Raw genomic sequence first — 12,935 nt, 5'->3', positions numbered from 1 at the left:
AAAAATTGCTCTAAAGATGTTGGCAATTAGTCAATAACCTAATACTTCTAGGGACATTAGGTCTTCCTCACTTGCTCAAGCAGAAGAGAATTTTCTGGCTGCTAAAAGTAAATTAGAGTCTGCTAGTATTTTGGGGTAAAAATAGATTTTCACTTTGAAATTCTGTGGAAGAGGCAAATAGGCAATTACGCATTTTTCTAGGTCAAGGCTTGCTTGCAGTCAAGTAAAGCAAGAGTTTTTAGCCAGAAAAATCTGCAAGTTAGAACTTCAGATGCTATATGTCAGGAGATGCAGAATGTGGAGCCTTGAACCGATCATTTAATCCTCCAGAGGAGGTAGTAAATATCTAAGTTATCCAACTCAGATTGAATAACTTTCATCATTTATATTCTATAAGTTGCTTCCTGCCTCCTCTTAAGCGGTTCCAATGAAATATAACCTGGCCCTGTAAGCCTGGAAACTTGCCCAAGACACAGGAAACTGCATACATAGCAGCATCTCCTGCATGAAATCCGCGCTGTAGCCCATGTTGGTAGGTTTTATATATAGATAGTGGATATAGACTAAGTAACAGTAAGCTTAGTCCTTGGGTCTGAAATATAAGAGATAGGGAAACAATTGGTATAGCCAAGCCCCATACCCAAATCCTGCGGCTTTCCTTTACCCAGTGTCTTTCTGGTGGCTGGCCGTGCAGCCAAGCTCCTTCTGCATAGGCATACCCTGCTCTCTGAAAGCGTCTCCACCACTGACTAATACTGTGCATTTGAGCATCATGAAGTGTCATGTCAGCATCGATACGAAAAATCTTCCAATCCTTTTGGCGAAGTCGGACGCAGAGCTCGGGCTCTTCGCCTGCAATTAGGGTGGGATTAAATCCCTTAACCTGATCAAATGCTGCTACTCGTATAAGCGCATCCCCTCCACAGGCTTTCGCTTCACCGATTGGAGTGTTCCACTCTAAATCACACAGCCTATTATAAATGGATGCATCAGGATGTCGCTCTCGGCGACGACCACAAATAACTGCAACAAAAGGTTGTTCGTCCAGTATTCTCAGTGCTTGCTCAATCCAACCTTGCACTAGCTCGCAGTCTCCATCAATGAACTGGACATAGTCTAAGTCAGGCACTGACTTTATCAGCTGGTTGAATCCTGCGTTACGGGCACGTGCTGCGGTGAATGGAATAGACAAGTCAAGGCTTATAACTTTGATACCCAAGGACTGGGCAATATCAAGACTGTGATCCGTAGATCCTGAATCGACATATACAACATGAGATACTTGGGCGATCGCCGAAGTTAAGCACTGCCGCAGACGTTCGCCTTCGTTTCGCCCAATGGCAACCAATCCTACCCTATGCACGATAATCTCTCCTAGACACCGAGTTGTTGAGATGCCATCGAAAAGCCACAACCCCATCTAACTATCAACGTTATAGAACAAAACGCTTAGTCAAGGAGGTTGTTTGAGGAAGTCCATCAAAGCATCATATTTTGGTGAACTTTCCTAATCGGCAAACTCTAAAACTCTTCGGCAACCCTGCCGACCAGCACCCGTCTCTAAAAGTATAATCCTTGATTTCTCGTTGCCTAGAACCCTTTGACAGAAGCCACTCTAAAGGACAGCTCACTTTAGCAGTCCAGTTGGATAGATTTATCTCCTCCTAAAAAATAGTACTTTCACCCATAGTTCCCTAAAGTATAGTGTCTAGGTGGGTCTGTATGGTCTTGGCCAGCACGTTCACATTCGGGCTTTGAAGCATACTGGAGTGCCCTCCTGGCATTTCGTGTAGGGTGACCGTTTGGGCCAGCCTTTGCCAACCCAGCAGGGGATCACTGTAGATCTCCCGGTAGGGAGTATCGTCAATTTCAGTACCGTCAAAGGCGTTGCTACGCTGAGTAGCCAAAAACAACAGCACTTCTCCTGAGTAGGGCACATCGGGAACATACTCTTTTTCTGCGAATCGAAGGGCTGTCGTTACAGAGATGTGGCGTAGAAACTTGGGTAATGGCAGCCCCCGATCGAGGCAATAGCGGAAGAGCAGCATCTTCGCCCGTGCCTGAAGAACGGCAGCTCTGCTGGTCATTTCATAGGCGATTAGATTTGTTGCCTTCTTACTAAGGATTTTAACTAGTCGGGCTGAACGGGCTAGAGCGTTGATTTGCGAGTCGCCCCCTAGGGCTTTTGACAATCTGTCGAGGCGCTGGCTGGTAATTCGGCCTGGGCGCACCGGCAAATTAACCACAGCGGCATCTAGCAGCGCGATCATTTTGACCGTTTGCCCCTGGCGACGCAGGTTCCGTGCTATCTCAAAAGCAATAAAGCCGCCAATACAAAGTCCGCTGAGTAAGTAAGGACCTTCAGGCTGAACCGTGCGAATCTGCTCTGTATAGTAGGCCACAATATCATCGAGGCGCGTGTGCAAAATAGGAAAATAGTCTTGACTGTGGGGCTGAATGCCGTAAATTGGATGCTCAGCATCGAGCAAGAGCGCCAGAGTGCGGTATAAGAGTGTTTCCCCCTCACCGTCATGGATAAAGAAAATAGGCGGCTTTGAACCACCCCGTTTAAGGGGCACTACCGACTTATGTAGATCAGAGGTTTTGTTGTTTTGGAGTATGTCAGCTAGCTGAGCAATGGTGGGCTCTGTAAGCAGAGTGCTAAGGGGCAGCGCTTTGCCAAAGGCTGCATCAATAGCCACCATCAGCTCCACAGACTGTAGAGAGTCACCGCCAATGTCGAAAAAGTTGTCTTCAACCCCAATGGGCTGCATAGCCAAGACTGTTTGCCAAATATCTGCCAGTTTTGCTTCACAGTCGTTGCGAGGAGCCACAAAGGGCTTAAAGCCGACTAGATCTTGCTGGGTGGGGGCCGGTAGGGCTTTACGGTCAACTTTTTGGTTGATGTTAACCGGTAGTGCGTCTAAGACCACAAAGGCGCTGGGCACCATGTAGTCGGGTAGCTTTGTCTGTAAGAAGCGACGTGTATCTAACAGGTCTTGGGTTGAGGATTGATCTTTAACAATGTAAGCTACCAAGCTTTTTTCCTGCTTGCCAGGCAGCTCTCGGGCGACCACCACGCTCTCGCGAATGCCAGGAGCCTGGCGCAGGGTTGCCTCAATATCACTAGGCTCAATGCGAATGCCCCTGAGCTTAATTTGATAGTCAGAGCGCCCCAAAATCTCCAGGTTACCCTCGGCATCAAAGCGACCCAGGTCGCCCGTACAGTAGAGCCGCTGCCCTTCGACGGTAATAAATTTGCTTTGGGTCAAGATGGGCTGGTTGAGATAGCCTTGAGTGACCCCAGCCCCACCAAAGTGAATCTCCCCCACTACCCCCACGGATACTCGCCGCCGATTAGGATCTAAAAGATAGACGGTAACATTGCTAAAAGGCTTGCCTACCTTGCTTTTAGTCAGGGTCTGATCGCGCGGGGCAGGGTAGGTGCATCCCATGCAGCTAATTTCGCTACAGCCGTAGATCACATAGACCTCGGCGGTAGAAAAAACCCGCTTCATCGCTTCTAGTAGATCAGCAGAGACAAAATCTCCTCCTGAGGAAATATGCTTGAGCTGGCTAAAGCTCTGAAAGTCGATACCGGTGCTTTCAATGTGGCCGATGAGCTTTCTCAACAAGCTGGGTGACATATGCACAACTGTGGCTTGCTGCAGGGTGGCCACCATGCGATTGATATCGAGAATGTGGTCGCGATTGAGCAGCAACAGCGTGCCGCCAGCCACCAGGGGCGACCACAGCTCAAACATGGTGATACTAAACGTAAATCGGGCCATAGCCGGCATGATATCTTCGGCAGTAAACCGATATCTTTCTTGGGCAGCCCAGATGTAGTTGATTAAATTGGCGTGGCTGGTCATTACTCCTTTGGGTTTGCCCGTAGTGCCTGAGGTATAGATGATGTAAGCCGTTTGGTCAATATCGATGGGACAGCTGGGGTTGTGGTCTGGCTGCTGAGCAATGATGGGCCAGTCAGTATCTAGGCAAACAATGTTCCCGTTCACTGGCGGTAGTACCGAGGTCAAGTGCGACTGGGTCAGCACTAGGGGTGGCCGGGTATCGTCTAGCATGACGGCTAACCGCTCAGCAGGGTGGCTAGGGTCTAGGGGAATGTAAACCCCGCCAACTTTAAAAATGGCTAAAATACCGACTAGTACTTGCAGAGACGGCTCTAGACACGAGGCTACGTTAACCCCAGGCTTAATACCTATTTGGGTAAGGTAATGGGCAAGTTGGTTGGCCTGCTGATTTAGGTCTCCGTAGCTTAAGTGCTGGTCTTGGAACCGAATGGCTACCTGGTTAGGATGCTCAAGGGCGTGACGCTCAATAGCGTGGAAAATGGGTTGTCGAGGGTAACTAGCTGGTTGGCTGCCCCATTGTTCTTTAAACTGTTGCTCTTCTGCTTGGGTCAGTAAGGGTAAGGCCGTAATTGGCATGTCGAGATCCCCTATGCAGTTTGCAATGACTTGATTTAGGTGACCAGCCATGCGCTCAATGGTGCTTGCCCGAAACAGATTTGGATCGTACTCCAAGCAACCCTGGAGGTGCTGACCATCCTGGCACACTAGCAGATGAAGGTCGGCATAGGGTTGCGCTAGTGAGCGGGGAGGGGGTGTGAGGCCCCATGACTTAGATGCAGTCATCTCAGACTCAGCTAGGTCGGGGGCGTCTGGGGCGATCGCATGATCGAGATAGGTAAAGGCCACCGATGAGCAAAGAGCTGTTGGTACTGCTAACGATCCATGGCTAGCGCTGGTGAGCAGAGCTGCGGCCTGATCAATGAGACCGCGAGTGGATGGAGCATCTTCCATCAGGAGGGCCGCAGAGACTGTTGTTTTGGAAGTGGCGACCTGCTGCTGGTTGAGGAGGGTGCAGTCGACGGTGATCAAATCCTCCTGCGTATAGCGATAAAGCAATGCAGCAAAGGCGGACAACAGTAGGCTATCGGGAGTTGGCCACCCAGAGGAGGCGTGTTGCTCAACCAACCCCAGTAGAAGCGGGGAAAACTCAACCGTGACGGTCTGATACTGCCGGGTGGCCTGGGGGCGGCGCGGAAAATCGTAGGGAAGTGGCAGATTTACCCGTTCATCGGTCATGACTGTAGCGTTGAGAGGGACTGTGGCGTTGAGAGGGGGCTGTGGCGGCAGGCTTGGCCCCTGCTGAGATTTACTGACTACATAACTTTGCCTATCAGATGGTGTTGAAGAAAGTTCAAGACTCACGATTTCAAGCTCCTCAATCTTGTTGATGGTGGGCGGCATAACGGCAGCGCGCTAGCTCACAGGGGCTGAAAATCGGGGGGTGCCATGGCTGCCTTGCTAAACCACTGTGAAAATATCTCGGTATGGCGTGCCGACCAACATATAGCAATTTCTAGATTAGGAATCTAGATCTGCTTCTTAGTGGTGTAGGAAACGCCTGAGACCCCTGTAAAACAAAGGATTCTTGCTGAGACGACGATCTTGAGATTTATTGGACATGCAAACGAGGGCGATAGATATCAGCCGCTGTTTTGGCTATTTAGGTCATTCATCATGAGGCTCAAAAAAGTTTTCTAGGCTACCAATAATTTGCCTATGTGAAAAGGCTGCATGGCAAGTCTATATTGATTTATGAAATAGATATCGTGGGAAGACAAGGCTTTCCGGAGTCTTTATGCTTCGACAATTGCGTCGGATCGCTGTAGTAAAACTGTTCTTACTTGTTCTGTTAAAAACTTGACATCTAAGGTTAGCTCATAGCGCTAACCTGTCTCTACTATTTTTCCGTAGGTTAATGGAATCTTTGTCAGGAACCCTGCGGAAGGAGTTTTTTCATAAAGAGCTGATATTTGATGAAAACTCCATGTTGAGGCTTGCCGCCTGCTAGCTGCTGCGGCTACCTTCGGTTAAGTTCGTTAGATGTACTGATGCATCAGAGCGGTTGTTCGGGAGGCTCGACTTGAGCTAAGTGTTTTTACTTAGCATACGTTTTTATATTTTTAGTTTGACTCAGCTCAGTTCTGGAGAAGCTATGTTAAGTCGCGTTTGTCCAATTTTAGCGATTGACCACTTAGAATTTTTTGTGGGAAATGCCAAACAGGCCGCTTACTTCTACACCACCTGCTTTGGGTTCACTCAAACAGCCTACCGTGGATTAGAAACCGCTGAACGGAAGACTACCTCCTATGTATTAGAGCAGGGAGAGATTCGGTTTGTAGTCAGTTCGGCTATGGTGGCGGAGCATCCGATTGCGCAGAGTGTCGCTAGGCACGGAGACACCATCGCGGTGGTGGCAATGGCGGTGCCCGATGCGGCAGCGGCTTACCATTACGCTGTGCAGCACGGGGCGGTAGGGGCCATTCCGCCTACTCAGCAAACCGATGACTATGGAGAGTTTCGCTATGCGGCTATTCGCTCTCTGGGCGATGTCTTGATCAAGTTTGTCGATCGCAGCAGCTATGATGGCAATTTTGCTCCGGGTTTCGTGCCCCGTGCCCAAAGCCCTGGAGAAGGGTTTGGGCTGAGCCAGGTTGACCATGTGGTAGGCAATGTGGAGCGTGGCGCCATGGACATCTGGAGCCAGTTCTTTAAGAATGCCTTGGGCTTTGATCTGCGGATGCATTTTGATGATCAAACGATCTCAACCGAATACTCTGCACTGATGTCTAAGGTGATGCAGAGCGGCAGTAAGGTGATTTTTAACATCAATGAACCAGCGGACGGCCTGCGGCGATCGCAAATTGATGAATATCTAGATGCCCACTACGGGCCTGGCATTCAGCATATTGGCCTAGCCACCACCGATATCGTGAAGACGGTGACCTGTCTGAAGCGGGCTGGCGTTGAGTTTTTGCCGATTCCAAAGACCTACTATGAGTATCTAGACAGCTGGATTCACGAAATTGATGTGCCGGTTGAGCAGCTGGCTGAGTTGGGAATTCTCATCGATCGCGATGAGGACGGCTATTTGTTACAGCTGTTTACGAAGCCCGTGGGCGATCGCCCCACTCTGTTTTTTGAAATTATTGAGCGACATGGATCACGGGGGTTTGGCGCAGGTAACTTTAAGCACCTGTTTATTGCCTTAGAGCGCGAGCAGGCCCTACGCGGAAATCTTTAGGGCTCAGCCCTGGTGAGTAATTTGACTGAGCCACCATCGGGGAGGGTCGGTCAAGTCCAAAGACGAAGGGCGATCGTCCAGGTTATTCGCCTGCAACTTTTTAGTCCACGGGAGGGTTAATAATGGCTAAACTAAATGCGCTTCAGTCTCTGGATCAAGAGATTATTCACCTGCTACGTCGGCGGATTGCTCTCTTAGGCAGTGGAGAAACGCCTACCCTTGACAGCCAGCTGGCGATGGTTCAGCCCTTATTAAAGGAGGCTAATTTACCGGAACTGGCTTGGCAGTCTGTGCTGGTGCACTGTATGGCGGCCCTCGCCCAGGCTCCGGCTCCGGTCACCCAATCTGCTCACAGAGTCCGCCGCATTACGGTGGTGGGGGGCCGGGGGGCCATGGGGGCGATCTTTGTGGAGCGACTGACTGCTCTGGGGCACCGGGTCAGCATTCTAGAGCACGACGATTGGGATAGAGCCGATGGGCTGTTGGGTCAGGCTGATCTGGTGATTGTGGCGGTGCCCTTGAAGTACATGGTGCCGGTAATTCAACGAGTAGGGCCTTATCTTTCTGCCCAGACGGTGTTGGCTGATATTGCCAGCACTAAAACCGAGATCATGGCGGCGATGCTGGCGGCCCACGCGGGGCCGGTTGTGGGTTTGCACCCCATGTTTGGACCGGGGGGAGCGTCGTTTTTAGGGCAAAAATTTGTGGTTTGTCCAGGTCGCTATCAGCCCCGCTGCCAGTGGCTACTCGATCTTATTGAGATAGATGGCGGCACGCTGATTTCGTGCTCTGCTGACGAGCACGATGCCATGATGGTGGCGGTTCAGGCGATTCGCTTTTTTTCAAACTTTAGCTTGGGCACGTTTTTTGCCAAAGCAGGCATTGATATTGAACGCAGCTTTGAGTTTGCTAGCCCGCTCTACCGCATGGAGATGACGACCATTAGCCGCTTAGTGGCCCAGGATGCTGGCCTCTACGTCGATATTTTGCTGGCGTCGCCAGATCGGTGTGAGGCGATCGAACAGCTAGTCGACACCTTTGCCCAACTGGCAGAGCTGGTCAAACAGCGCGATCGTGATGGTTTGATTGCCGAGTTTGAGAACACTCGCCAGACATTTGCCGCAGGGGCAGTGCGATCGCTCAGCCAGAGCAACTATCTGCTCAACAATCTCAGCGCGCTGCTGGCCGCCACCCATGTGGAAGAAGCCGAGGCCAAGAGTGCTCTAAACGCAGCGGCTTAGAGTAGTTGCACCGCTAGCAATCCACTTTTGGATCGTCATCTATACCTAGCCCACTGATATCTTGTCGCCGCACCTACGCGGTATTGGGGGCATGCAGATAGGATTTGGGATTACCTAAACCATGTGGTGCGGTAGATTTTCATCCTGGGATAGTATCGGCCTACCCGTACCGATAGACTGATACTATCTCTATTGCCCCTGGCTACCCAATGGTTGCTACCTTCGACACCGCAGAACAAGAGCGCATTACCACCGTTGCCCAATGCCTGTACCAGGCGGCAAAACCCATCAAAATTCTCAAGGTCATTGGCTGGAATGACGAAGTAAAAGCCAACTTCTTTGCTCGGGGTGCCACAGAGCTGCCCCAAGTGGAGTACCCGACCTTTGACCCTAAGCCGGTGCTCGACCTGGTCTACACGGCGCGGCGTAATATCTTTGCTGGCTCAGCGATCGACGGCTGGCTAGAACGGCAGGCCAGTGCCTTAGAGACCGGCGCTAGGATGCTGGCTGGTGTTAGCACCCCTGTTTTTTTTGAGTACTCCCGCCAGGCTTATGGTGAACCCACCTCGCCGATGCGGTTTGACACCGAAACGCCGCTAGATCTGGCCCGGCAGATTCAGTCCACCATTCAGCAGCTCGACCACATCAAGCTCGACATCTCGCCGCCGGAGTTTCACAGCGCTGAGGTTGTGGCTGGGGAGATTGCGATCGCCGTCCAGCAGCATTTTGGAGCGGCTGCCCCTGCGATCGAGGTGGTTGATACCCTCTCAGCCAACGCCCTAGCCTCGGCAAGCCGCATTCGCCTGCGCCGAGACGCCCGCTTTACCGATCGCGATGCTGCCCAGCTGCTGCACCACGAAGCCCACATCCATGTCGCCACCTCCCTCAACGGCCAGGCCCAGGCTCGCCTGCCCATTCTGGGGGCGGGGCACCCTGGCACCACCCGCACCCAGGAGGGGCTGGCTGTCTTCGCCGAAATCGTCAGTGGCACTATCGAGCTCAATCGGTTTCAGCGCTTGGCCAATCGCGTTTTTGCCATTCAAATGGCGGTGGAGGGGGCCGATTTTTTGCAGGTCTACCAATATTTTCTAGAGCGCACCGATAGCCCTGATCAGGCTTTTGAGAGCACCCGTCGAGTCTTTCGCGGTGGGGTGCTGACTGGTGGGGCTCCCTTCACTAAAGATGTGGTCTACCTCTACGGGCTGCTGCAGGTCAGCACCGCCATTCGCGCTATGTTTAGTGCCGGGCGGGCCGACTGCCTACGGCTGCTGTTTTGCGGCAAGCTCGATATCTACGACCTGCCTGCCCTGGCCGAACTGACAGCGGCGGGGCTGTGTCAGCCACCCAGATTTGTGCCCCCCTGGGTGAGCGATCCTCGATATTTGCTGGCGCTGCTAACCTACTCGACATTTATGAACCAAATTGAGTCAGATCGGGCCCTTGCTGCCGCTAAAAAGCTGCTCGAAAACACCCCTATCCTTGACATGACAACCCATTAGCCGATCGCCGACCAGCCCCTGACCTCGGTTGGCCCCTGACGCTGATCGCCCCCGGCGAGAACGGCTGAGATCGGGGATGCACGGCTTCCTTCATGTTTTCTTTCTATCTCTAGATAAAGTTTTTAAGGATAAATGCTCAAAAGCTTTTCTGGTTGGAGTGCTAGGATTTCCTAGGTGAACATGCTCAAGGGGCTTGCTGTGATCCGTTCTGCAACGTTGCCGATTCAAACTCCGTCGCTGACTCATTTCGGAGAAAACAATCGCCTCAAGCTATTTTCGGGGTCGGCCAACGTCGATCTGGCGCGAGAAGTCGCGCGGTACCTGGGTTTAGATCTTGGCCCTATGGTGCGCAAGCGCTTTGCTGACGGCGAGGTCTACATTCAGATCCAAGAGTCAATTCGGGGCTGTGATGTCTATTTAATTCAGCCCACCTGCTATCCGGTGAATGATCACCTGATGGAGCTACTGATCATGATCGATGCCTGCCGCCGAGCCTCGGCGCGGCAGATTACTGCTGTTATTCCTTACTATGGCTATGCCCGGGCCGATCGCAAAACCGCCGGACGCGAGTCAATTACCGCTAAACTGGTGGCTAACTTGATGACCAAAGCCGGAGCCAGCCGGGTGTTGGCCATCGACCTGCACTCAGCCCAGATTCAGGGCTATTTTGACATTCCCTGCGACCATGTCTACGGCACCCCGGTGCTGATCGACTACATCTCTAGCAAAAATCTCGAAGATTTGGTGGTGGTTTCTCCTGACGTGGGTGGAGTAGCCCGCGCCCGCGCCTTTGCTAAAAAGCTTAACGATGCGCCCCTGGCCATCATCGACAAGCGCCGCCAGGCTCACAACGTGGCCGAGGTAATGAATGTAGTGGGCGATGTGCGGGGCAAAACTGCCGTGCTAGTCGATGACATGATCGACACGGCGGGCACCATCTGCGAGGGAGCTCGCCTGCTCAAAAAAGAGGGAGCCCGCCAAGTCTATGCCTGTGCCACCCATGCGGTGTTCTCGCCCCCGGCGGTAGAGCGTCTGTCTGCCGGGCTGTTTGAGGAGGTGATTGTTACCAACACCATTCCCATGACGGCGGCTCGTCAGTTTGAGCAACTGACGGTGCTGTCGATGGCCAACCTGTTGGGCGAGGCGATCTGGCGTATCCACGAAGAGAGTTCTGTCAGCAGTATGTTCCGCTAGTCAAGCGGCTCGAGGCCTTGGGCGGTGTGCGCTACCTCACCTACTAGGATGAGGTGGCTGATTACCAGCAGTTCTATCAGCAGTTTGTCTGTTGGCGTAGAGAATGCGCCAACGACATTGGTCGTAATACAGCCGCCATTGAGATGCCGCTCTAAGGTACTGATACTAAATCCTGCTCGTTTACCCCCGATTTAGCAGGGCGAACAGCGGTTCGCCCCTACAGGTTAACCGGCTAGGAATCGGGGGTATGGAATTCGGATTCGGTATGACTCGGTTGAGCTAGCGTCCGAGCTGATGGTCATTCTGGTGCTGGAGTACACCCAAGGCTATACAGTGCTGCTGTACGACAACCGTGCCCGATCATCTGGCCTGGTTTGTGGGTTGCACCAGCTCTACGCCTTTTGCTGCCACTGCTGGCACTCGAGGCCTGAGCAGGTTAAATCAATGGAGGAACTGGCCACCTACTTTGAGTAGGGGCTGTCTGGCCGCGATCGCCGCCACCATGCTGACAAAGCCCACCGTCTAGCAGATGCAGAAGTGCCTCGCCTGGTTGAAGGCTCAGTAAGATTGGGGATGGAAAATGCCCGTTGACACCTCTGTGCCGGTCTTTGACCCATTGCCTTCGCTATACATCAAACACGTAGCGCACTGCTCCAGAATCTGGATCGTTGGTGACATCGGCATAGCCGCTGTGCAGAGCAGCCTGAATTAGGGCCTCTACCCGCTCTGGGCTTAGCCCCGTGTGCATGGCCACCTGGGCCTTAGAGAGCTTGCCCCCGTTGGCGTGGGCTGCCTTTAGCAGCAGTTGCATCGGGTCTGCTTGGGGTTGGGCAACCGCCTGGGCCGTGACCAACTTTTGGTCTATGGGCACCGGCATCGCCAGGCCATCCTCGCTCCACTCGGCCAGGTACTTGCGCCGCAGTTGATCGTTGCGGTCTTTGACCATGCCGGGTACCAGCACCAGATCGATGAGTTGGCCGATGCCAAACAATCCAAAGGTACATAGGTAGACGATACCCCACACAATCTGCCCGGCATAAAACCGATGCAACCCGCAGACACCAAAAATCCCTAGCGCCCAGAGCAAGTAGGCTGTTCCAGTTTTTGCTCGTGCCATGGTGTGTCTCTGAAGAGGCTAATGGTCGGGGGCCGCAAACCTGAGATCGGCGCACAGCCGCCACCTAGAGCCCATTATAGTCAGCCGATTTTTGGGATTGCTGTCCCTGTAACCGACCCGTAATACCGTGATTGAGTTGTAGGGCAGCTCTACTGGCCAGCCTGAAAGATGGCCTCAGCCGTTAGCACTAGGTCTGGGAACAGCTCAGAGTGAATGGGTTCATTGCCGCGAAACTGGCTGACCTGGTACTCATCTTCGACCAGGCGATAGATGGACAGGGTAGGTCGCTTGGGGTTGCCAATGTAGCGGCGACCGCCCAGACCCAGGTAATCGACAATCCAATATTCGGCAATGCCTAGGCTTTCGTAGTCAACCAGCTTTTTGCCGTAGTCATCGCGCCAGTTGGTGCTCACGACTTCTATAACCAGCGGTACTGAAGCGCCTAGCGTGACGGTTGAAGCCTTTTTCCAAAGGGATTCCTGGGGTAGGGCGTCGCGGTTGAGCAGCAAGACATCGGGCAGGTAGGCGGTATCTTCACCGGGCAGTTTGACGAGGGCTTGCTTGGGCAGCATAAAGGGCTGCTGTAGCCGATGCACTTCTAGCACAAACACCGAGTTTAAGAAGGAAATAATCTCCTCGTGGTCGCCAGTGGGTTGCATTTCAATCGGGGTGCCGTGGTGAAGTTCGTACCGGCGGTTGTCGGGTTTCCAGTCAATGAACTCAGCAAAGGTCATTAACTGAGCATCGGGGAGAGGAACAGTGACCATA

At 52.6% G+C, this 12,935-nt stretch carries 9 protein-coding genes; 5 read left to right on the top strand and 4 right to left on the bottom strand.

The features are described from left to right. Positions 1–379 precede the first annotated feature (379 nt). Positions 380–1,363, bottom strand: coding sequence for a glycosyltransferase family 2 protein (locus tag AC0QKW_RS10995; RefSeq protein WP_473151143.1), 984 nt, complete (start codon positions 1,361–1,363; stop codon positions 380–382). A 331-nt stretch (positions 1,364–1,694) separates the two neighbouring features. After that, positions 1,695–5,111, bottom strand: a complete 3,417-nt coding sequence (locus AC0QKW_RS10990; protein ID WP_473151114.1) for an amino acid adenylation domain-containing protein — start codon at positions 5,109–5,111, stop codon at positions 1,695–1,697. A 916-nt stretch (positions 5,112–6,027) separates the two neighbouring features. Here AC0QKW_RS10990 and hppD point away from each other — a divergent pair. From hppD to AC0QKW_RS10965, 5 genes are all read left to right on the top strand, one after another. After that, positions 6,028–7,116, top strand: coding sequence for a 4-hydroxyphenylpyruvate dioxygenase (hppD, locus tag AC0QKW_RS10985; RefSeq protein WP_473151113.1), 1,089 nt, complete (start codon positions 6,028–6,030; stop codon positions 7,114–7,116). A gap of 122 nt (positions 7,117–7,238) precedes the next feature. Continuing rightward, positions 7,239–8,357 carry a bifunctional chorismate mutase/prephenate dehydrogenase gene (gene tyrA / locus AC0QKW_RS10980; protein ID WP_473151112.1) on the top strand — a complete coding sequence of 373 codons (1,119 nt, stop codon included), beginning with the start codon at positions 7,239–7,241 and terminating at the stop codon, positions 8,355–8,357. A gap of 209 nt (positions 8,358–8,566) precedes the next feature. Beyond that, positions 8,567–9,856: a flavohemoglobin expression-modulating QEGLA motif protein gene (locus AC0QKW_RS10975; protein WP_473151111.1), complete on the top strand. Its 1,290-nt coding sequence runs from the start codon at positions 8,567–8,569 to the stop codon at positions 9,854–9,856. Between the two features lie 180 nt (positions 9,857–10,036). Continuing rightward, on the top strand, positions 10,037–11,050 hold the full coding sequence (locus tag AC0QKW_RS10970; RefSeq protein ID WP_473151142.1) for a ribose-phosphate pyrophosphokinase: 1,014 nt from the start codon (positions 10,037–10,039) through the stop codon (positions 11,048–11,050). A gap of 294 nt (positions 11,051–11,344) precedes the next feature. Then, a complete protein-coding gene (locus tag AC0QKW_RS10965; RefSeq protein ID WP_473151110.1) occupies positions 11,345–11,524 on the top strand; it encodes a hypothetical protein in 180 nt (59 codons plus the stop codon). 151 nt (positions 11,525–11,675) lie between these two features. On the opposite strand, the gene AC0QKW_RS10960 is transcribed toward AC0QKW_RS10965, so the two are convergent. Together AC0QKW_RS10960 and AC0QKW_RS10955 are read right to left on the bottom strand one after the other, a co-directional pair. Continuing rightward, entirely contained in the window at positions 11,676–12,167 is a 492-nt protein-coding gene (locus AC0QKW_RS10960) for a TM2 domain-containing protein (protein ID WP_473151109.1), read from the bottom strand. Between the two features lie 149 nt (positions 12,168–12,316). Next, entirely contained in the window at positions 12,317–12,934 is a 618-nt protein-coding gene (locus tag AC0QKW_RS10955) for a Uma2 family endonuclease (RefSeq protein WP_473151108.1), read from the bottom strand. Position 12,935 lies beyond the last annotated feature (1 nt).

The organism is Pseudanabaena sp. PCC 9330, from assembly GCF_055795045.1.
The sequence above is the reverse complement of the archived record's forward strand: the minus strand, read 5'-3'. Positions and strand labels throughout refer to the sequence as shown.